The organism is Candidatus Poribacteria bacterium (assembly GCA_026702755.1).
GTDB lineage: Bacteria > Poribacteria > WGA-4E > WGA-4E > WGA-3G > WGA-3G.
Genome location: JAPPBX010000091.1, coordinates 1 through 20,562 on the forward strand (window position 1 = coordinate 1; position 20,562 = coordinate 20,562).

The following is a 20,562-nucleotide window of genomic DNA, read 5'->3' on the forward strand; positions in this document are numbered from 1 at the left end:
TTGATGGTGTAATACTACTGGATAAGAGTATCGTAAACCTTTTAAACTCGTTTGGATTTCTAACAAAAGCAGAGTAGAAACGTGGGTTTCACTTCATTTGCAAACCTTGTAAACTCTTTGAAGATGCTCCAACACCAAAAAGTTTGTTCGCTTGTGGCTATTGATGGACTTGGCGGTGCTGGAAAAAGCACTTTGGCGCGATTGTTGGAAGAACAACTCAGTACTTTGGGTTGGGTCGTGACCGTCGTTAAGCATGATGATTTCTACCTCCCCTCTAATCAACGTGAAAACCAACAAGCGAGGACAATTGGTCGTGACTTTGATTGGGAACGTCTACGCGATCAGGTACTCACTCCTATTAGAGAGGGACGGGCAGCACATTATCAACGGTACGATTGGGAGACAGATGCTCTTGCCGAATGGCATACAATTACTACCTCCGATGTGGTGCTTGTTGAGGGGGTCTATACGATGAGGTGTGAGTTAACAAATCTATACGATTTGAAAATATGGGTGGAATGCCCGAGAGCAATCCGTCTTGTCCGTGGTATTGCGCGAGATGGAGAAAAGGCACGCACCATTTGGGAACAAGATTGGATGCCCCAAGAAGATGACTATGTCAAAACTCATTTGCCTCATGAAAGAGCCGATTTGTCCATAAATGGAGCAAGGTCATATTTACCGATAGATGCCTCCGGTTGAAGTGTATCTCTGGAGACCTTTACTGTAAAACCCTATGAATGACGAAATTACTATTGCCAATCGAACACATTGGGAAGCCGAAGTAATAAAAAAGAACGGCTTTACCATCCCTTGGCTCGACCTTGATAAAGACGATATTCTGAGATATGCTGAGGATCGCCTCGATCCAGTGCCGTATCATCTCTACCAGATCTATCCCGCGTATCTACTCAGAGATGTTGCCCACAAGGACGTGCTGTGTCTCGCCGCAGGTGGCGGGCAACAGTCAGCGGTGTTCGGTCTGCTTGGCGCACGTGTGACTGTGATTGACTTTACGCAGGGTCAACTTGACGGAGATATTGCAGCTGCGAAGCACTACGGCTATCCGGTGAAAACGCGTCGCCTCAACATCCGAGATTTGTCCGCAATTGAAGATGCTTCGTATGACCTCATCTATCAAGGACCTTCTATGAGTTGGGTGCCATCGGTTCATGAAATCTATAGAGGCGTGTCGAGGATTATTCGACCCGGCGGTCAATATCGTGTAGATTTTGGAAATCCTGCCAATCATTTTTGGGAATGGGATGGTGAATTTTACCGTGTCACCGAACCTTATTCTGAACGTATTTCAAGGCATTCAGATGGTGCATTTGACTTTCGGCACTATTTGAGTGATATATTCAACGGACTTCTGGACAACGGTTTTCAGATTGAGCGAGTTGAGGAACGTGCTTGGACGCAGCCAGATATTAATGCTGCGCCGGGAAGTTGGACACATGAAATGGCTTACAACGTGAGTTTCGCCGTTGTCGCGAAGAAAGAGACGTAGCGAAAGAAGGTGGAGGTTTACTGTGGAGGAGTTGAGTATTCGCAAGGCATGTACAAGCGACAGCGAATTCATTTTTACGGTAAAGAAGGCAGCATATAGGGAGTATATAGAACGAGTATGGGGTTGGGATGATACTTATCAACAGGAACGCCATAATAAAGAGTTCGCTTCGCACGATTTTCACATTATCCAGTTTCGTGAAACTGATGTCGGTTTCTTCATCACATCTTCTACTTCCGACACGCTCAAGGTCAATCAGATATTTATTCTTCCTGAATATCAGGGGAGAGGCATCGGTTCCGCGTGCATGACCCGTATTATTGATAATGCCAACCTTGAGCAGATATCTGTGGTGCTTCAAGTGCTAAAGGTCAATACCCGTGGTATTGCCCTCTATCAGCGGTTGGGATTCACAATCGTCGGTGAAGATTCCATATACTTCCAGATGGAAAAATCGCCTGAATAGCAGTAGAAAAATGTTGCCTTCTACCGCTTAGCCCCGTAGCGGGTTTTGCTGGGGTGTTTCTTCAGCATTTGGGCAGAGGTTATTACCACATATGGTGAAAATTCCTAAATTGACCCGTATGGTTGCAGAAGGTCTAATCCCTATAAAACAAACTGCGGCATACAATAGGTTTACTAAACCTGATGGGACCGTGCGGGAAGCGGAGGTTTACTGTGGAGGAGTTGAGTCTTCGCAAGGCACACGCAAACGACAGTGAATTCGTTTTTACCGTAAAGAAGGCGGCATTCCGTGAGTATGTAGAACAGGCCTGGGGTTGGGACGATGGTTATCAGCAGGAACTGCATAATAGGCGGTTCGCTGCGCAGGATGTTTGTATTATCCAGTTTCGTGAGGTGGATGTCGGTTTTTTGGCAATATCTAATACTTTGGATATGTTTAAGGTTAATCAAGTCTATATCCTTCCTGAATACCAAGGCAGAGGCATCGGTTCCGCGTGCATGACACGTATTATTGATAATGCCAATCTTGAACAAAAACCTGTGGTGCTTCAGGTCCTAAAGGTCAATACCCGCGGTATCACCTTCTATCAGCGACTCGGATTCACAATCGTTGGTGAAAGTACGACACACTTTCAGATGGAAAAGTTGCCTGAATAGTTCGATCATACGAGGAAATTATGGCGCAATTCCCCCACAACTATGAAAATGATCTCAAAAATCGCTCCATTCCGAGAGAAGTCGCGGTGAAAGATTTGTCGTCAGAGGAAATTGAGGGTATCACACAAACTGTATTTGTTGCGTCCGAATCCCAACCAGCCGATCTCCTTTTTATCTTTGGGACTTCCACAATTGATGGTGAGGTTTTGGAATCTGTGGCGCGCGATTGTCAGCAGGAGCATTTTCCTAAAGTCATAGTCACCGGTTTGAGTGGGCGGCTCTATTCCGAAACAGGCAAACCTGTAGCACACATAATGCGCGATGAACTCATAACAAGAGGGGTCCCATCAGACGTAATCCTTGTTCAGGACAGGTCAACAAACACACTTGAGGATGTTGCCTTCAGTCTTGATGTATTGGAACAGCATAGCATTTCTCCTGAGAGTATCGCATTTCTGTGCAAGGCGCACCACAGCGGTCGCTGCCTGCGAACCTTGAGAAAATTCTTCCCTTCTCAAACGCTTTCACCTGTTATTTATGTTGCTGAATATGAAGGTGTCAAAGTATCCACAGCGGATTGGTATCAGCACGAAGTATCAAGAGGTCGCGTGTATGGTGAGTACCTACGCATCATAGAATATACAAGGAGGGGCGACATCGCGCATCTTTAAGGTAGCAGGCACACGCCGTGTGCCGTAGCCAGAGCATGGAGTTAAGGTAGCAGGCACACGCCGTGTGCCGTCGCTGGAGCATGTTCATAATGTCTATTGATTTTGTTGAAGCACTCTCCACGAATAATCTAACCGCTATAAAGGCAGCCCCTAAAACCGATGTTCACTGCCATGCGTTCTTCAGCGCACGACGAGGGAATGTCGAGCATTGGCTGGGACACCCCTTAGCCAAACCACCTTCCAAAATGAAAGGCGTTGAGGGGATGATGGAATACGCCGACGCGGTCTTGGCACCTCACATAAAACACCGTGAAGGTTTCGAGTTCGTCGCGGTGTCAGCGATAGACGATGCAATTCAAGATGGCGTTGTTATGCTTGAAATGAGTTTCGACATCCGACTCGCGGACTTCTATCCGAATGGGATAACGGAGCTTTGCGCGTCTATTGAAGCATTAGTTGAGCGGTATAAAGCACAGGTGGATCTGCGTCCAGAGTTGGGCTTTTCTCGTGGAAATGCTGACGACCCAAAGCTAATGGCGTTAGCACACGAAGCGGTGGAATTAGGTTTTTTTCAGTCGATTGATTTATATAGCCGTCAAGAAGTGTGTCCACCAGAGGTTATGAAGCCGTTATTTACAAGAGCACGCGCCGCAGGAATGAAACTGAAAGCGCACGTTGGAGAATTTGAAGACGCGGCGGAAATCCGACGAACAGTCGAAGTCCTTGACTTGGATGAGGTTCAGCACGGTATTGCTGCCGCGGAATCGGTTGAAATCATGCGATGGCTTTCCGAGAATCAGATCCAATTGAATGTATGTCCAACAAGCAACGTGATGTTGGATGGCGTGTCTGATCTCGCCTCACATCCCATCCGCATCTTATTCGACAACGGCGTGCCAGTGACGATTAACACAGACGATCTAATGATATTTGATCAGAGCGTCTCCGAAGAATATCGGAACCTCTACCAAGCGGGTGTTTTTAGTGCTGAAGAGTTAAATGATATTCGACGCGCGTCCCTCACTGGTCTCGGTTAATTAGGAACCTCGCCATTCCGTTGGTGTAAAGGTAATTATGGGCTTTACTACAAATAAAAATTTGACAATGCAAAGTAGGTGTGGTATCATTGACATTAGTATCTAAGATTTATCACCATATTCAGCATTCATGTTGCATTTCACAATTCACCATGTAGAAAAAAGGAATCCTCATAGTGGCGCAGACGCAAAAACCGATTCGCTGGTGGCCTCTTTCTGTTATCCTTAGCCTTGCTGTTTTAGGCATCATAGTCATCTGGATAGTAGAAGCCGGTCATCGCCAAGACAAGGTCTTTTGGATAATCATGGTTGTTATCCTTACAACCTTCCTTGGAGTCTTGTGGCTATTAGGTTTTTCTCGTTTGCGTTGGCGGCTTAAGTTAATTACCCTTGCCATAGTTGCCTTGTGTGTCTTTCTCAGCACTACTCTATTCCAATTCAAAGGATTCAGCGGCGATCTTATCCCTATATTTGAATGGCGATGGCAGGAGAACCCCACGACTTTTCGTCAGGATCCAGACAGCACATCCAATACCGAAATGTCCGCGATGGACTACCCGCAATTCCTCGGGCAGCATCGGAATGGTGTTGTGTCAGGTATCCAGTTAAATCTTGATTGGGACACGCATCCACCAAAACTTGTTTGGCGACAACCGGTTGGTGCAGGCTGGTCAGGCTTTGCAGTCGTTGGCAATTCAGCAATTACACAAGAACAGGAAGACGACTGGGAAAAAGTGGTCTGTTATGAATTACACACCGGCACCATAAAATGGAGTCATCAAGACCGGGCGCGCTACAATGCTCCTCCTGCAGGACTCGGACCACGAGCGACACCAACTATCTCAGAAAATCGAGTTTATACTGTCGGTTCGACAGGAATCCTTAACTGTCTGGACTTTGAAACTGGTGACCAGCTCTGGACAACAAATATCTTTGAAGAGAACAAAGCGGAACCACCGCCTTGGGGTGTCAGCATTTCGCCGCTCGTTTTCAATGAGCTTGTTATCGTCAGTGCCGGTGGTGCAGTCGCATATCACAAAGAGACAGGCGAAATGGTATGGACAGGTTACCGAACACAAAGCGGTTATAGTTCACCACTCGTGACAACGCTATTAGACACCGAACAAATTGTGCTTTTCAACCAAGGTTTAATTACCGCCCATGAACCACTCACTGGCGAACTTTTGTGGAAACAGCCGTGGGTCAAGTCTTATGCGGAATGTGTCGCACAGCCAGTCCCGATTTCTGATGATACGCTTCTTGTCTCAACCGGTTATGGTGCCGGTGCTAAGCTTTATCAGCTCTCGCGTAACCCCACCGGTGAATTTGACGTTTCCATTATATGGGAAACGATAAATCTTAAAGCAAAATTCACCAATATTATTTATTACGAAGGCTATCTGTACGGGCTTGACGACGGTATCTTCGCTTGCATAAATCCAGCCGATGGCACACGTCAATGGAAACGCGGTAGATATGGACATGGACAGACCCTCTTAATTTCGGATGCTCTGCTGGTACTCACCGAATCAGGCGATGTTGTGCTTGTCGAAGCTAACCCAAAACACCATATTGAGCATGCGCGTTTTGCGGTATTAACAGGTAAGACATGGAACACTCCAGCACTTGCGGGTCGTTACCTTCTTGTACGGAATGATCGCGAGGCAGCGTGCTATGAATTACCAGTGATACACACGAACTAATTCGTAAGGCTGATATACGCTTGCCCTTATAATATTTATATTCTATAGATTAAAAATCGTCATTTTTCATTTTTAAATTCCCTTGAAGCCTTATGCACACCGATCCCGGCAGCATAAGGTATTTTTTTGCAGTCTTTCTGAAATTATGCAACCTTTCAGTTAACAAATCGCGTCATTATAGTAAAATCCGAAAATATGTTTACACTTGTCGCATCAACCTTGTAGTAGTATAAGACGCGACAGAACATGTAGATTCAAAGTTGAGTATAGTTACGGATTATGTATATGGAATTCGTTAAAGCACTCTCCACAGATAACGTAACCGCTATAAAAGCAGCCCCTAAAACCGATGTTCACTCCCATTCTTTCTTAAGTACACGTCGAGAGAATGCAGAGCACTGGTTGGGACACCCTCTAACCAAACCACCGCTCAAAATGAAAGGACTTGAGGGAATGCATGCGTACATAGACGAGGCCTTAGCACCTCACTTAGACCACCGCCAAGGTTTTGAGTTCATCGCGGAGGCAGCGATAAATGATGCCGTCCAAGATGGTGTTGTTAGACTTGAAATGAGTTTCGACATCCGGTTGCTTAAGTTTTATCCAGGTGGGTTGACCGAACTTCGTTCATTTATTGAAGCGTTAGTTGAACAGTATCGAGAGAAGGTTGATTTGCGCCCAGAACTCGGCTTTGCACGAGAGTGTGCAAACGATCCAAAATGGATGAAATCGGCACACGAAGCAATAGAATTAGACATATTTCAGTCGATAGATCTGTATAGCCATCAAGAGGCATGTGCGCCTGAAGCCGTCCAATCCTTATATGCCAAAGCGCGCGCCGCAGGAATGAAACTCAAGGCACATGTTGGAGAATTCGGAGAGGCAGAAGAGGTCCGGCGAACGGTCGAAGTCCTTGACTTAGACGAAGTCCAACACGGTATCGGTGCCGCGGAATCGGTTGAAGTCATGCGATGGCTTTCCGAGAATCGGATCCAATTGAATGTATGTCCAACAAGTAACGTGATGTTGGATGCTGTCCCCGATCTCGCCTCACATCCCATCCGCACCTTATTTGACAACGGCGTGCCAGTGACAATCAACACAGACGATCTAATGATATTCGGTCAAAGCGTCTCTGAAGAATATCGGAACCTCTACCAAGCCAGTGTCTTCAGTGTGCAGGAGTTAGACGATATTCGGCGTGCATCCCTCGCGACTGTAGCGGCGAGGTTACCTCGTCCCTACGTAAAGGAGGAATGAACTGTGTCTAACACACAGAAATGGCAAATTCGACAAGCTTTACCCAGTGAAGTTGAACACTTGAGCGGACTTGCCTTCCGATCTAAGTCATATTGGGGCTATTCCGATCAATTTATGAAAGCATGCCTTGAAGAACTTACGGTTGACGAGTGTCATATTGAGAACAACCCTACTTTTGTGATTGAAGCTGTAGGAAACGCAGTAGGGTTCTATTCCTTAGAACGCATCTCTGCTGCCGAAGTAGAGTTGAGTTTCCTATTTGTTGACCCTGCCTTTATTGGAAAAGGTTACGGTCGAAAGTTAATAACGCATGCACAAGAACAAGCGCGGCACCTCGGATATAATAAAATGATTATTCAAGGAGATCCGAACGCTGAACGATTTTATCGCTCAGCGGGCGGCTTGCTGGTCAGCACAAGGAAGTCAGCAAGTATTCCCAACCGTGAACTACCTATATTCTGTATCAATCTGAGAGAATCAGACGAAAATCCCATTGGATAGGCATGTATAAGGCGTATGCTTCCAGACTTGCTATGGTTACTCGACTCGTGGTTGTCTTGCAGATGGATTTCTTTGTAAACGGACGCTTGAGTCTTTCAACGGCAGTTCAATCCGCGCGCCGTTGTGTAGATGTGATTCAATGATGCCAAAAATCAGTTCAGTGCTGGCATAAGCACACCGGACACCACCGCGGGTCGGTTCCCCTGTGTCTAATGAGTGAACAAGGTCTTTAACCAAGTTTGCTGTGCTACTGGTCCGTTCAAATTCAGGAAAGGTTTCAGGGACCTGACACGTCCGCCACCCGGGGACATCTTGCCGTTTACGGAGATGCCACTGCCAACCGTTGTTCCAACATGTAACGGTTCCCCCATCACAAATTGCTTCCCATTCACTACCCCGTGGTGTTAGCAAGGCATGTGCCGTCACACCATTCTCAAACTGAATTGTTCCGCCACCAGACGGATCAACGCGCATCTCATTTCCATCAAAAACTGAATCGCCTTGTGGAAGATAACCTGTAACCCAACTCGCAGCCGCATCGCTATTCAGACGTAAAATTAGGTCAAGATGATGGCTGGCTGAGTTGAAAAGTGTAGCGTTTGAATAGATAATTAGGGTTCGGAGTTTACCAATTTCACCACTGTCGATAATCTCCTTCATCTTATCAAAACCTGTATGCCACCGACGGTTTGTGCCAAGGTTGAAGGCGACATTGTTTCCTTCAACCGCAGATACCATTGCTGCTGCTTCGTCCATAGAAGCCGCCATCGCCTTTTCCGCGTAAATGGCTTTCACACCGTGCTCCGCTGCGTAAACAACAATTTCTGCGCGATGCTCCGGTTGTGTGGCAACACTGACGATATCCGGCTGTTCTTTTTCAAGCATGTCACGATAATCGGTGTATTGGTTCGCTTTTGGGACATTATATCGGTTCCCAAAATGTTCCATGACTTCTGGACGAAGATCAGCACACGCAACAAGGTCAGTTCGTTCTTCAGCAAAAAAGCCTGCAGCATGGGAATAAGGCAACTTAATCGCTTCATAGTCGGGGACTTCGTTATCAATAAATGCACCCATCCGGCTACAACCGATAACAGCGGCACGATACGTTTTCATCTGTATTCTCCTTATCCTGAGTAAAATGATTCGGTGAGTCCTTCTATCACACTCGATCAATTGTTCACTTGATTAGGACTTACGCATTTCCTATTAAAGTCCCCCTGATAAGGGGGATTTAGGGGGTTTAAAGGACGGAAATTACCGCTTTTTGCGTCTAAACGTCCGATATTTACGCAATGTGCGTAAGTCCTGTTGGGAAAAGAATAACCAATTTCGTGCAACACGTCAAGAAAAATCAGTCTAATTTTTTCTTGACACACAGAGATGAATCATGTATCCTTTGACTTTTTACAAATGTCAGGTTCGTTGCAGCGAAAGAGCCTTGAATCGTTTACGTGATGCCGCCCAAAGTGCATCCAAAATTGCATGTAGGTGAAAGATTATTACGTTTTATCATCGTCTTAACGAACACCGCCTTGAATCCTTCGCGAAAATTCGCGGTGATTTGGAGGCAGAGAAAACAAAGGTAATTGAAACGTATGGCAATGTCTGTTTATGCTGGCACAACTTTAATAGAAGCACAAAAAATTGTTGAAGGTGATTACGCAGCTTTTGATTGGCGGGAGCGTGTCGCCTATCGCAAGGTGTATCTTGGCATGAACCCAGCCATTCGGGATGCCGAAAATGCGCTTGACAACGACACGGACAAACCTGTCGTTGTCGCACTGCTACTCAAATCGGAGAAGATGCTTGTCAAAAATAGGGTCAAGCATCTCAGTGCCATCAAAACCGCACGAATTATACCGGACGAGGAACTTCTCAAACGGACAGGCTATCTCTTTGATAACGAAAAATTGGTTGGGCTTCCCGAAGGGGTTGTGATGCGTGCGAGCAATGGTGTTTACCTTGTGCAGTGCGATGTGAATCAATATCAATGTTCGCTACGCGGAAAACGAGATGCGTTTAGCAGAAATCAGCAGGTCTATGTCGGGGATCGCGTCAAAATTCAAGTGGTTGATGAAAGGCATGGGGTCATTGCAGCCGTTATGCGTCGCAAGCGTCAATACAAACGCAAGGGAACACAATCTAAAGGGGTTATTCTCATTCCGAATCTTGATGGACTTGTCATTGTTTCTTCCGTAAAAGAGCCACCCATCTGGCAGCGAATGCTGGATAAATTCCTTGTTATCGCCGAAGCATCAAGGATTGAGCCACTTGTCTGTTTTAATAAAATTGATATGCTTGAAAACCGTTCAGAAGTAGACGCGATGGTCACACTTTACGAGAAAATCGGTTATCCGGCAATCCTCACAAGTGCAACAACCGGTGAAGGAATCGAGGATTTGAAAGCGTGGATGAAGGGGAGGACTTCTGCACTCTCTGGGTTGTCAGGCGTTGGAAAATCCTCGCTCTTGAATGCCATACAGCCCGGTTTGAAATTGAAGACGAACGCAGTGAATCCGAAACGAGGCGGAAGGCACACGACCGCTGCAACCCAACTTTACAAATTGGATTTGGGTGGTTTTATCGCCGATACGCCGGGGCTTCGCGAGTTGCACTTTTACGACATCGAGCCTCGCTTAATGGACCGCTATTTTCCAGAGATGAATTCGCTCCGAGAGCATTGTAAAAAAGGTTCCTGCACGCATACTTATGAGGAAGGTTGTGCGGTGGAGATGGCGTTGAAGAGAGGGAACATCTCGAAGTTTCGGTATCAGAGTTACTGTGAATTTCAAAAATCGAACGATTATAGTAAAACCCGAAAGTAAGAGGGCACTTTCGGAAACACAAAACACCTCACCGCTGCTGGCGAGGTTTGGAACCTCGCCAGCAAAGAAAGCTTCGTGAGTCCTGAACTATTTCACTATGGAGGGCAATCTATGCATACAAAACTCTGCATTATGACCGCTTACGCCGATGAAACCTTAGCACTACTCAACGTCTTGGGGCAGGATGTCGATGGTTCAGTTGATTGGAACAGTAGACTGCAGTTTGAAGGCGTTGATGGAGACAAGCAATGGGTTGTCATGCAGTCAGGCATGGGCAAAGTCCGTGCGGCATCAATGTGCCAGATGATAATAGACACGTATCAAGTGGATACCTTCTTCGAGTTCGGGTTTGCTGGTGGTTTAGTCGATACCTTGAATATCGGAGACATTGTAGTAATTACCGGTGTCTCTGAACACGACGTGCCAAATAGACCCGAAATTCAGCGTGAACAAGAGACATGGCGGGAACGTTTGTTTCAGACTTCTGCATCGTCAATAAGCAAATTTGCAACGACGCTATCAACCAACCCCAATGTTACGATTACAAAATCCTCTGTAATTTGCGGCGATATGGACATCTATAATCGTGAGGTAAGGGACAAGATTGCCAAAGAGAGCGGAGCCGTAGCAGTCAATTGGGAATCCTCGGCAATTGTGGATGTCTGTGCGATTAATAACATCAAATATGTCGGCATCCGCATTATATCTGACCTGTGTATTGAGGAGGATAGCGGACCAATTCCCGAAGAGCGGATTGAACGCTTACACAAATCCACAAACGCGTACGTAAAAGCTTTAGTGAACTTCAATAAATATTGCTAAAGTTTGGACAATTTATAGTAAAGTTCAAAACATATAGATAGGTTTTCAGGAAAGCAACGCCCATCGCCGCTGGCGAGGATTGTATCCTCGCCTTCCCCTAATTACAAAATAATGCTGCCTTTTACCATAAGTTTGTTTGATGAACAATGTTCAGACCTTTTGATATTTTTTACGAGTTTCCACGCGAGCGGAACTCGTAGAAAAGCATTCCATCGGTTTCCAATAGCTGCAGCCCCGAAGGGGCGGTATCTGTATAGAAACCGTTCCTCTCAGGACCAAAGCCCCGTAGGGGCGATATCTGTATAGAAATTTATCACATGAAAACCTGTGGAAAATTGTCCAAAGTTTAGTAAATATTAGCGGGCGTAGGAAAACAGTTTAAAGGAAGCATGATACTGGAAAATAATTTAGTCCATGAAAGAACATGTATCTGATAGGAAACTGATGAAAATACAGGTTGAGGTGCTATTCACACAGGATGAAAATGGATGCCTTCAACGTATCAACCCCATTAGACCTCCACCCTTCCATCCTTCCGACCTTCCATCCAACCTAACCTTGTGGCAAAATATTTACACACCGCTTGACATCCGCTCCACATTATGATAGGTTATAGTGTTAGTGAGTTTAAAATTGCGTCAAAAACAACCTCTCCAGCGGTTAGGAGGAATACACCATGCAACAGGCATCAAACCGATATAACACTATCATTAAAAAAAGAGTTAGCAGCCAATTGCGCTTTCTGCTTATCGGCTACATATTGCTCTTCACTTTCACTTCAGTAGGTTTCACCGATGAACTGAATCTCGTCACTGAAGTGGAATTTCAACCTTTAGCAGCAGCAACCCAACGACTCATTGAGGCGTTGGATTACCTCGGTTCACCCCTTTCTGAAGACGACCTTTCAGCAATCGAGAAAGCCTTGATTTCCGAAGACCACCAACAAGCAGTTGCTGACATTCAAAAAATTCTTGATCCGCACTGTTTGGCTGGGGTCAATATCAACCCTGAGAGCCGCGTGAAGGTTAAGGAAGGTCCTGTCAATAAGGAACTGATGCAGCAAGGGTGGCGCACATTTTTGATAAAGGTTCACAACGAGGCGGGCGTGACAGCACCCTTGGCAGCAGAAAGCGAAAATTCCGCACCACTTTATAAGCGTTCCACTGGAAGACCTGATCCAGAGACGACCATCCCGAAAAGCGAGATTCCGCATCGGTTCCTTGATATTGATATCTATGCCAATCCACCCTTGAAACCAAGTCTTTCCGGTTTGGAATTGGAATATCGTATTGTTCAACTCTACAGTCGCGATGCTGGGAAGCGAGAGGCGATGCTCGGTTTCAACGTCGGTCAGGGGACCCAAGACATTGGATTCCGCAGTGAAGTACCGATCCTGTTCAACTGTGTGCCAGCGGTGGAGGTAACCTTGGAGGTGTTAGATTTCGACGGAAAACCGACAACCGCTGCGTTTATCATTCGCGATACACTGAATCGGGTATATCCATCGCGCGGCCGGCGACTTGCACCGGATTTCTTCTTTCATAACCAAATCTATCGGCACAGTGGCGAATCGGTTCTCCTACCGCCGGGTGAGTATACTGTCGAATACACGCGCGGACCAGAGTATAAGATAAAGACACAAACCATCACTGTTCCCAATACCGAGACCCATCAAGAGACATTTCACCTCGAAAGATGGATCCATATCGCTGCGGAGGGCTGGCGTTCCGGCGACCATCATGTACACGCAGCGGGTTGCTCACACTACGAAAGTCCCACCGAGGGAGTTACACCTGAAGATATGATGCGGCACATCCTCGGAGAGGACCTCAACGTCGGTTGTGTACTCTCGTGGGGACCCTGCTGGTATTTTCAGAAGCAGTTTTTTGATGGCAAGGCTCACGAACTCTCAACCGATGATTACGTAATGCGATACGATGTGGAGGTTTCAGGTTTCCCCTCCTCACACGCTGGGCATCTCTCGTTGCTGGCACTCACTGAAGATGACTACAGAGGGACTGAACGCATTGAGGAGTGGCCCAGTTGGGATCTCCCCGTCCTCCAGTGGGCAAAGGAACAGGGCGCAGTGACAGGCTTCAGCCACAGCGGTTGGGGATTGAAAGTGGATGGGGATGAACTCCCGAATTACAATATGCCACCTTTTGACGGTATCGGCGCGAACGAATACATCGTCGATGTCGTTCATGACGCCGTTGATTTCATCTCTACAGTGGACACACCCGCTGTTTGGGAGCTGAATATCTGGTACCACACACTAAATTGCGGGTTCCGTACACGAATCAGTGGCGAGACGGATTTCCCTTGCATTTACGGCGAGCGCGTCGGGTTAGGTCGTATTTATGTGAAAATGCCTGCCGGTCCTCTCAATTTTGACGCGTGGGCAGCAGGATTGAAAGATGGTCGCTCTTATGTCGGTGATGGCAAAAGCCATCTGTTAGATTTCACCGTCGGTGGCGTACCCGTTGGAGAGGAAACAGCAACTGGAGAGATTAGCCAGCTGAATTTGGATGCACCCGACACAGTAACCATCACGGCTCGCGTCGCCGCACGACTTAACGAAACGCCGAACCTTGAGATAAAGAACCGCGCTTTGGATCAGCAGCCGTATTGGGACGTTGAGCGTGCGCGCATTGCCGAAAGCCAAAAGGTGCCTGTTGAACTCATCGTCAACGGTCAGGCGGTTGAGACACAAGAAATCGTCGCTGACGGCGAAATCGTCCGCGTTCAATTTGAAGCACCTATTGATAGATCGAGTTGGGTTGCGTTACGCATTTTTCCGTCGTCCCATACGAATCCGGTTTTCGTCATTGTAGACGGTAAACCGATCCGAGGAAGTCGCAGAAGTGCGCAGTGGTGTTTGGATGCCGTGGAAGTCTGCTGGAACCAAAAAGTCAACCGCATCCGAGAGGAAGAACGCGATGCCGCTCGCAAAGCATACAACGTAGCATCGCAGACATATCAGAAAATTCTTGAAGAATCTGACGTAGACTGAAACTGAAGTCTCTTGAGACAAGCAATCATTTGGCATGGAGATGAACCGATGCAATACGACAAAAGCAGATTCAAAATATGGGCACTCCCTCATCCGCTTATTTTATTCTGGGTATTGTTCCCAGCACTAATAGTCAACGAACTAATTTTTGGACAACGACAACCCAAAGTCTCGTTGGTTGACAAAAAGAGTGATAAACCTCTGTTGGAACGCACTTACATTCCGTGTCCGCACTGTGAAACCCTGAATGATTCCCGTTTGTGGGCAAAAAGAAATGCTTTCGGACATTGGTTTGGCTTTGTTTGTCCAAGTTGCCATCAAGTAATTCCGTGTCTATGGAACGTTTTTAGTCTCGTCGTATTGGCGATTACTTTCCCATTGTGGTATTTCCCCGCACGCTTCTTCCGTCGAAGATGGCTTGAGAAAGAAAAAGAAAGATTGGCGAAAGTCCTTGAACGTCCCTTGATTCAAGCGAAGTCCATAAATTGGCTTTTAAGAGGCACCCTCTATTTCGGTGGATTCATGTACGTGTTTAATGTGGTTATTCCGCAGGTGTGGGAGGTTTTGAAAGGGGGAGAATGGGATTGGATAATGATGTTTATTGGGGTACCAATTTGGTTGGTAACGGGCTTTGTGTGGGGCTTATTCATGCGTTTTTTCATGAATGGAAAAGGAAAAAAGACGGGTCGTCATGAATCTGACGGAAGAGGCCATTTCGGAGGCTTCGTGTGGAGCTCATGGGAGCGTTTTTACACGAATCGAAAAGCGGAAAAGGCGGATGGCCATAAATCTGACCGAAGAAGCCATTGATGCCTACAATCAGGTATTTTTTATAATCCACTATAAGGAGCCATGTTATGAAACTTACACCCCAAGAGGTCGAGCAATTCAGACAGGTAGGCTATCTCAAAATAGACGAACGCGTCATTGATGACGAACACCTTACTGTGCTACGCGAACATTACGATGCCCAATTTTCACAGAGACGCGGCACAATCGGTGAGGGATTGCGTAACCTTGCAGTCATCGGCGACTCGGAAAGCGATGAAGATGCTGATCGTGAAGAAGAGATGTTGCAGATTATGGAGATGTGGCGTTTGGATGAGGAATATCGGAAGTTACTCTACCACGCACCGCTGTTAGACATCGTCGAGAGTTTAATCGGATCCGATATCCAGTTATTTCATGATCAGGCACTCTACAAACCCGCCTATCACGGCGGCGAAGTGTATTGGCATCAGGACAATGCATATTGGCAGTGTGCCCCGCCGGATCTTGTGAGCATCTGGTTAGCACTCGATGATGCCGACGAGGAGAACGGGTGTATGAACGTTATCCCCGGCAGTTATCTGGAAGGATTGGCAGCGCACGGACGTGCTGAGTCAGAGAAAGGTAAATTGCCAGCATTGTTGCAGGTGAATGCCGATGTAGACCGTGCTGTGCCAGTGCCAGTTAAAGCTGGATGTGTGATGGTCCATCACTGCATGACACTCCACCAAACAAATCCGAACCGCTCACCCCGAGACCGTCGGGCGATGGCAATCCATTACATGCCGTCCGGTACGCAAAATCGTGATGGTGAGGTGATGAAAGACAATCCGCTACTCCGCGGCAAGTTGGCGTAAAAAAATAGAGGGCTACAGTACCTTTTAAAATTTTATGACAAGACCGAGGGTGCGCAGTATTGAAACACACTCAGTCTTGTCACCATCAATTCGGAAAATTGCCAACCAACGCAATCTTTAGGTTTCGGAGCAGGCTAATCGGCTTTAATGTCAGCCCAGGTCGTTGTGAGTTTACCTGAAGGTTCAATATCAGCCGCTGTTTTTAATCCATCATTCATGAGGGTTTCAACATCATCATTGCTCAACGCCACACTGAAGATGGCAACGTCGTCAATTATTGCCCCCATAAACGCCCCCCACTGACCGTGTTGTCCAGTGGCGAGATAGATACCTATTAAGACGGGTTTATCGGTTAACGCGTTCCTGCCTAAATTTGGCCCAGTTACACCAGCACCAATCTCTTCAGCGTCCAGATATATTATAAACTCTTTACCATCCCAGATAGCAGCAACATGATGCCAGTCTGTATCTGGACTCCAAGGTGCATCTATATAATGAAGCGTGGCGGGTGGGTCGTGCGTGTGATGTCGGATGATAGAACCATCCCACCAAAATCCAGGAGCCCAATCATCTTTGGTCACAACCGCCATGCCACCAGCGGGAGCCTTATCTAATTTAAACCAAAGCGCAATCGTGTGTTCGCCGCCAACGTTTAAAGAATCATCGTGCGCAATTTCCACGTAAGCATCCGAGCCGTTTAGACTCAAACCCTTGCCAAATTTGCCATTAACCCATTTTGCACCACCTTCAATCGTGCCGTCATTGCCTGTTCCGGAGGAATCTTCGGCTTTTTTACCGTTCCCCTCATCAAAGAGCCACATGCCGACGCAATCTCCAAAATCAATTTTAGCAGAACTGGTCCCTACAAACATCAGGCTAATAGCCATTAAACTGACACATAGCAGTTTTAACCTTGTAACTGTGGTTTTCACTTTTACGACCTCCCTCATCACTCTCAAATCGAAAACTTTGGTACCTGAGGCAGCAAGAATAATCTGGCTTTCCTCTGTACAATTATGCTACACAATACACAATTATACCATTTAGGTTTTTCACTTGTCAAGTCGCAATTTCCAATTCCATCTCCTGCATCTTGTTTTCCCACATCTTGTGTGGTATACTGTTGATGATCCAGCTTCAACGGTCTACGACAAAATGATACTAAAGAAAAACTGATAAATATCGAAATCCCAATAGGTTTTCACAATAAAGAAGCCTCTCACCGTCGCTGGCGAGGATTTTATCCTTGCCTTCTTCTAATCGCCAAACAATTGTCAACTTTACCACAAGTTTGTTTGAGGCGCAATGTCTAAACGTTTTAAGGTTTTTTCTACGAATTTTCACGCGCCTCACTCGTAGAAAAAGCACCTCATCTACGAATAGCTGCAGCCCCGTAGGGGCGGCATCTGTATAGACATGCTCTTCCCCCAAGGTTAAAGCCCCGTAGGGGCGGCATCTGTATAGAAATCTTTAGTAGGAGTTTAGAATTGGCTATAAAAGTAGTCATCTTCGATTTATTTGAAACGCTTATCTCAGAATTCGACGCGGATCGTCCTTCACACACCGAAGTCGCACAGACATTGCAGCTGCCCGTGAAGGAATTTCAGCAGGAATACCAGAATCTTCGATTAGCACGACTTACCGGTCAATTCTCAGATTATGCGGCAATTCTACGGTACATCGTTCGGAAACTTGGTGGCGAACCACCCGAAAACGCCATTAAGACACTCACTGAGCGCCGCTATTCCGCTGGTGCAGCGCATCTACGTCGTATAGAACCCGAAATCCTTGAGATGCTCAATGAAATCGCCTCTTCAGGTGTTAGACTCGGTCTCATCAGTAATACCGAGGGTTCTCCCGTTTTGGATTGGGCGAATACTCCCTTGGCACGCTTTTTTGAGGTGACAGTATTCTCCAATCTGGTCGGAATGGTAAAACCCGACCCTCACATCTATCAACACGCATGTAAGAATTTGGACGTTGCCCCTTCAGACTGCATATTCGTAGGCGACGGCAATAGCGACGAACTTCGAGGTGCAGCGCAGGTTGGGATGTTGCCATTTTGCGCCGCGTGGTTCCTCCGTCAGCATACAGACTTGCTTGGGGAAGATATTGTGATGCGGCGAGCAGCAGGTTATCCAGTACTGTCCCATCCATCAGAGGTGACTGATCAAGTGCGAGACATTTGTGCCGCCTGTTAACAATTGATGGATTTTAGAATTGCTTGGACATCCTTCATTGGTACCGAACCCTCTGCGCCTTATTAAGGGAATACTGAAAATAAGTGTTATCTACAAAAAACGCATTTTTTTTCCAAAAGTGCAACTTTTCGCCCCCTAATTTTCGTCTTTAATCGCAGAGGAGAAAAATTTTTTACGGAGGTACCCTATGCAACATAGCGATAATCAGTTAGTTCAACTCACTTTGGAAGGCAATCACGATGCTTTTACTGCTTTGGTTGAGAAATACCAATCACAGATTCACGCGCTTGCTTGGCGAAAGATCGGTGATTTCCACACCGCAGAAGATATTACGCAGGAGGTATTCCTCACGGCGTATCAAAAACTCGCTACCTTGACACACCCAGACCGATTTGCAAAATGGCTTTATGTCATTGCCAATAATCTGTGCGTCACGTGGCTCCGAAAGCAAGCCGCGCAACCGCAACTGGAGTCGCTAACATCAACTGATCCCGAAGAACTCGCAGAATTATGTTATGCCGAGTATATAGCAGAACAGCAGGAGGAGAGGGGAAAAGAATCGGATCGCGCCTTGATTCAAAAACTCCTCGATAAACTCCGAGAGGCTGACCGTACGGTGATCCGTCTTTACTACCTTGCTGAAATGACCTGCGAGGAGATTAGCAAGTTTTTGGGCGTATCTCAGAACACGATTAAGAGCCGTCTGAGTCGTGCGCGGAAACGATTAAAAAAGCAGGCTGAAGCGATTGGACAAACATTTTGTAATTTCCGATTGTCTTTTAATTTTATTGAGACATTATTCATGAACTTGGCATTCCCAATTTTTGGAATGCACCTAACTCCAGTTAGATCGAGCGATTTCTATTCATCCAAATCCCTGATTACCAGTCCACCAGATTCTCTTGATCAGGGCAGCATAGGTTTTCGTATTTAGAGAGGAAAAAGATGGTTCAAAAGATTGAGGAAAAAGATGGCTACATGTTACTCTATTTCGGAGAACCGCCAGCAGATGTAGGCGAAATTGAGTTTGCCAATTGTCTCGCACATCAAGATAACCAGATACTATTCTGCAAATGGCGTGATGATGACATTTGGACGCTGCCGGGTGGGCGCGCCGAACCAGAGGAAACAACTGAAGAAACTGCACACCGAGAACTTCTGGAAGAGACCGGTGCAACGCTAAAAAATCTTGAAGTGTTGTGTTATATCCGCTGTTCTATGTTCAATCTCGAATACTGGGGCATCGCTTATTTTGGAGAAATAGAGACTTTAGGTAACCCACTCGACCTTGAGGAAGTCAGTGAAGCGCGTCTGTTTTCACACTTTCCAGAAAACCCGACCAATCCAGGACCCTTTGAGAATCAAAGCAAAGCGTTATATCTCGCCGCAATGCGTGAACTCTCAGAAACACAAGATTAGGTCGCGGAACTCATTGAACCTGTGGATGAACGGATGGCAGGTGAAATCACCTACAATTTCAATTCTACCTTCGACTACGAATTTACACTGGAAAGCCATTTCTTCTTTGTAGTTGTCGATAACCTGCCGGGGAATCGGGCGGTGTTCGCGAAGTTAACGTACCTGTTTGAACCGAGTCTTCCGGGTTTTACTCGGTTTAATTGAAGGAGATTCATTGAGACAGTACACAAATGGACGGACGAGATGAAACGATCCAGAGTCTCACTGAATTGTTGAGGTTTCTCACTTGGTTCCAGATTCAGCGTGTGTCAGTGGGAGAGAAATAGGGTTCATACCCCATGATAGAGTGTACTGTCAAAACAACCACTCGCCAAGAGTGTTCTGCCTATCACTGTGGACTTGGTTCTAAAGTCCATCCATTTTGGGTAGTAAGTTCAGCAAGTGCGATTTGTAGCAATTTAAATGCATTTCTCTGCTTGTTCTTTGAATCAAATAATTCAGGCTTTACAATAATTAGGGAATGGGTGGGATTATCGGGTTCCGGATCAGGGATAACATCCACAGCGTGATCGGTTATTACTCTATTCTCATGTCTTGTTTTTACAGTTCCTATTGCGCGGACATCACTCACTTTAATGCTAACAATCCCATTCGTCTTACATAATAGAGCTGAGGCAGGATCTAAATCTTTTAACTTCGCTCTATCTACAGACGGTTTTTTATCAAATAGGATATTGTGTTTATATTCAACAGGTTTATAATTTTCAAAGTGCATATTGGATCTAAACCTCTCGTGAAGTTAAAAAATATTTTAATACATCAAACAAAAAATCAAGAAATTCCTATCCGA

The 20,562-nt window shown here is 46.2% G+C and carries 22 protein-coding genes; 19 read left to right on the forward strand and 3 right to left on the reverse strand.

Annotated features, from left to right (window positions below):
• The first annotated feature begins 123 nt into the window (after positions 1 to 123).
• From OXH39_18085 to OXH39_18125, 9 genes are all read left to right on the forward strand, one after another.
• Positions 124 to 702 carry a uridine kinase gene (locus tag OXH39_18085; GenBank protein MCY3552375.1) on the forward strand — a complete coding sequence of 193 codons (579 nt, stop codon included), beginning with the start codon at positions 124 to 126 and terminating at the stop codon, positions 700 to 702.
• A gap of 34 nt (positions 703 to 736) precedes the next feature.
• Positions 737 to 1,510: a methyltransferase domain-containing protein gene (locus OXH39_18090; protein MCY3552376.1), complete on the forward strand. Its 774-nt coding sequence runs from the start codon at positions 737 to 739 to the stop codon at positions 1,508 to 1,510.
• Between the two features lie 22 nt (positions 1,511 to 1,532).
• Complete coding sequence (locus tag OXH39_18095; protein ID MCY3552377.1) at positions 1,533 to 1,976, forward strand: N-acetyltransferase; 444 nt, start codon at positions 1,533 to 1,535, stop codon at positions 1,974 to 1,976.
• 212 nt (positions 1,977 to 2,188) lie between these two features.
• Positions 2,189 to 2,632, forward strand: a complete 444-nt coding sequence (locus OXH39_18100) for an N-acetyltransferase (protein MCY3552378.1) — start codon at positions 2,189 to 2,191, stop codon at positions 2,630 to 2,632.
• A gap of 20 nt (positions 2,633 to 2,652) precedes the next feature.
• Entirely contained in the window at positions 2,653 to 3,303 is a 651-nt protein-coding gene (locus tag OXH39_18105) for a YdcF family protein (GenBank protein ID MCY3552379.1), read from the forward strand.
• Positions 3,304 to 3,392: 89 nt separating this feature from the next.
• Positions 3,393 to 4,340: an adenosine deaminase gene (locus OXH39_18110; GenBank protein MCY3552380.1), complete on the forward strand. Its 948-nt coding sequence runs from the start codon at positions 3,393 to 3,395 to the stop codon at positions 4,338 to 4,340.
• Positions 4,341 to 4,516: 176 nt separating this feature from the next.
• On the forward strand, positions 4,517 to 6,043 hold the full coding sequence (locus tag OXH39_18115; GenBank protein MCY3552381.1) for a PQQ-binding-like beta-propeller repeat protein: 1,527 nt from the start codon (positions 4,517 to 4,519) through the stop codon (positions 6,041 to 6,043).
• 285 nt (positions 6,044 to 6,328) lie between these two features.
• Positions 6,329 to 7,303, forward strand: coding sequence for a hypothetical protein (locus OXH39_18120; protein ID MCY3552382.1), 975 nt, complete (start codon positions 6,329 to 6,331; stop codon positions 7,301 to 7,303).
• A gap of 3 nt (positions 7,304 to 7,306) precedes the next feature.
• Positions 7,307 to 7,804, forward strand: a complete 498-nt coding sequence (locus tag OXH39_18125; protein ID MCY3552383.1) for a GNAT family N-acetyltransferase — start codon at positions 7,307 to 7,309, stop codon at positions 7,802 to 7,804.
• Positions 7,805 to 7,840: 36 nt separating this feature from the next.
• Here OXH39_18125 and OXH39_18130 read toward each other — a convergent pair whose 3' ends face one another.
• Positions 7,841 to 8,920, reverse strand: a complete 1,080-nt coding sequence (locus OXH39_18130; GenBank protein MCY3552384.1) for a Gfo/Idh/MocA family oxidoreductase — start codon at positions 8,918 to 8,920, stop codon at positions 7,841 to 7,843.
• Positions 8,921 to 9,402: 482 nt separating this feature from the next.
• Here OXH39_18130 and rsgA point away from each other — a divergent pair, with 482 nt between their 5' ends.
• From rsgA to OXH39_18160, 6 genes are all read left to right on the forward strand, one after another.
• Positions 9,403 to 10,632 carry a ribosome small subunit-dependent GTPase A gene (gene rsgA / locus OXH39_18135; protein ID MCY3552385.1) on the forward strand — a complete coding sequence of 410 codons (1,230 nt, stop codon included), beginning with the start codon at positions 9,403 to 9,405 and terminating at the stop codon, positions 10,630 to 10,632.
• A 111-nt stretch (positions 10,633 to 10,743) separates the two neighbouring features.
• Entirely contained in the window at positions 10,744 to 11,454 is a 711-nt protein-coding gene (locus OXH39_18140; GenBank protein ID MCY3552386.1) for a 5'-methylthioadenosine/S-adenosylhomocysteine nucleosidase, read from the forward strand.
• A 444-nt stretch (positions 11,455 to 11,898) separates the two neighbouring features.
• Positions 11,899 to 12,060, forward strand: a complete 162-nt coding sequence (locus OXH39_18145) for a hypothetical protein (GenBank protein MCY3552387.1) — start codon at positions 11,899 to 11,901, stop codon at positions 12,058 to 12,060.
• A gap of 70 nt (positions 12,061 to 12,130) precedes the next feature.
• Positions 12,131 to 14,467 (forward strand): CehA/McbA family metallohydrolase, encoded by a 2,337-nt coding sequence (locus OXH39_18150; protein ID MCY3552388.1) that lies wholly within the window; start codon positions 12,131 to 12,133, stop codon positions 14,465 to 14,467.
• Between the two features lie 48 nt (positions 14,468 to 14,515).
• On the forward strand, positions 14,516 to 15,277 hold the full coding sequence (locus OXH39_18155; GenBank protein MCY3552389.1) for a hypothetical protein: 762 nt from the start codon (positions 14,516 to 14,518) through the stop codon (positions 15,275 to 15,277).
• A 47-nt stretch (positions 15,278 to 15,324) separates the two neighbouring features.
• Entirely contained in the window at positions 15,325 to 16,092 is a 768-nt protein-coding gene (locus tag OXH39_18160) for a phytanoyl-CoA dioxygenase family protein (protein ID MCY3552390.1), read from the forward strand.
• 134 nt (positions 16,093 to 16,226) lie between these two features.
• On the opposite strand, the gene OXH39_18165 is transcribed toward OXH39_18160, so the two are convergent.
• Positions 16,227 to 17,024, reverse strand: coding sequence for a LamG domain-containing protein (locus OXH39_18165; GenBank protein MCY3552391.1), 798 nt, complete (start codon positions 17,022 to 17,024; stop codon positions 16,227 to 16,229).
• Positions 17,025 to 17,579: 555 nt separating this feature from the next.
• On the opposite strand from OXH39_18165, the gene OXH39_18170 reads away from it, so the two are divergent.
• The 4 genes from OXH39_18170 to OXH39_18185 all read left to right on the forward strand — a co-directional run bounded on the left by OXH39_18170 (position 17,580) and on the right by OXH39_18185 (position 19,916).
• On the forward strand, positions 17,580 to 18,293 hold the full coding sequence (locus OXH39_18170) for an HAD family hydrolase (protein ID MCY3552392.1): 714 nt from the start codon (positions 17,580 to 17,582) through the stop codon (positions 18,291 to 18,293).
• 187 nt (positions 18,294 to 18,480) lie between these two features.
• A complete protein-coding gene (locus OXH39_18175; protein ID MCY3552393.1) occupies positions 18,481 to 19,227 on the forward strand; it encodes an RNA polymerase sigma factor in 747 nt (248 codons plus the stop codon).
• Between the two features lie 11 nt (positions 19,228 to 19,238).
• On the forward strand, positions 19,239 to 19,712 hold the full coding sequence (locus tag OXH39_18180; protein MCY3552394.1) for an NUDIX domain-containing protein: 474 nt from the start codon (positions 19,239 to 19,241) through the stop codon (positions 19,710 to 19,712).
• Positions 19,713 to 19,745: 33 nt separating this feature from the next.
• Positions 19,746 to 19,916, forward strand: a complete 171-nt coding sequence (locus OXH39_18185) for a hypothetical protein (protein ID MCY3552395.1) — start codon at positions 19,746 to 19,748, stop codon at positions 19,914 to 19,916.
• A 184-nt stretch (positions 19,917 to 20,100) separates the two neighbouring features.
• Here OXH39_18185 and OXH39_18190 read toward each other — a convergent pair whose 3' ends face one another.
• Complete coding sequence (locus tag OXH39_18190; protein ID MCY3552396.1) at positions 20,101 to 20,487, reverse strand: hypothetical protein; 387 nt, start codon at positions 20,485 to 20,487, stop codon at positions 20,101 to 20,103.
• Between the last annotated feature and the right edge of the window lie 75 nt (positions 20,488 to 20,562).

Coding starts and splice junctions, on each gene's coding strand:
- OXH39_18085 (MCY3552375.1), top strand. CDS start 124: ATGCTCCAACACCAAAAAGTTTGTTCGCTTGTGGCTATTGATGGACTT.
- OXH39_18175 (MCY3552393.1), top strand. CDS start 18,481: ATGCAACATAGCGATAATCAGTTAGTTCAACTCACTTTGGAAGGCAAT.
- OXH39_18090 (MCY3552376.1), top strand. CDS start 737: ATGAATGACGAAATTACTATTGCCAATCGAACACATTGGGAAGCCGAA.
- OXH39_18140 (MCY3552386.1), top strand. CDS start 10,744: ATGCATACAAAACTCTGCATTATGACCGCTTACGCCGATGAAACCTTA.
- OXH39_18110 (MCY3552380.1), top strand. CDS start 3,393: ATGTCTATTGATTTTGTTGAAGCACTCTCCACGAATAATCTAACCGCT.
- OXH39_18105 (MCY3552379.1), top strand. CDS start 2,653: ATGGCGCAATTCCCCCACAACTATGAAAATGATCTCAAAAATCGCTCC.
- OXH39_18130 (MCY3552384.1), bottom strand. CDS start 8,920: ATGAAAACGTATCGTGCCGCTGTTATCGGTTGTAGCCGGATGGGTGCA.
- OXH39_18150 (MCY3552388.1), top strand. CDS start 12,131: ATGCAACAGGCATCAAACCGATATAACACTATCATTAAAAAAAGAGTT.
- OXH39_18155 (MCY3552389.1), top strand. CDS start 14,516: ATGCAATACGACAAAAGCAGATTCAAAATATGGGCACTCCCTCATCCG.
- OXH39_18180 (MCY3552394.1), top strand. CDS start 19,239: ATGGTTCAAAAGATTGAGGAAAAAGATGGCTACATGTTACTCTATTTC.
- OXH39_18185 (MCY3552395.1), top strand. CDS start 19,746: ATGGCAGGTGAAATCACCTACAATTTCAATTCTACCTTCGACTACGAA.
- OXH39_18120 (MCY3552382.1), top strand. CDS start 6,329: ATGGAATTCGTTAAAGCACTCTCCACAGATAACGTAACCGCTATAAAA.
- OXH39_18145 (MCY3552387.1), top strand. CDS start 11,899: ATGAAAATACAGGTTGAGGTGCTATTCACACAGGATGAAAATGGATGC.
- OXH39_18160 (MCY3552390.1), top strand. CDS start 15,325: ATGAAACTTACACCCCAAGAGGTCGAGCAATTCAGACAGGTAGGCTAT.
- rsgA (MCY3552385.1), top strand. CDS start 9,403: ATGGCAATGTCTGTTTATGCTGGCACAACTTTAATAGAAGCACAAAAA.
- OXH39_18190 (MCY3552396.1), bottom strand. CDS start 20,487: ATGCACTTTGAAAATTATAAACCTGTTGAATATAAACACAATATCCTA.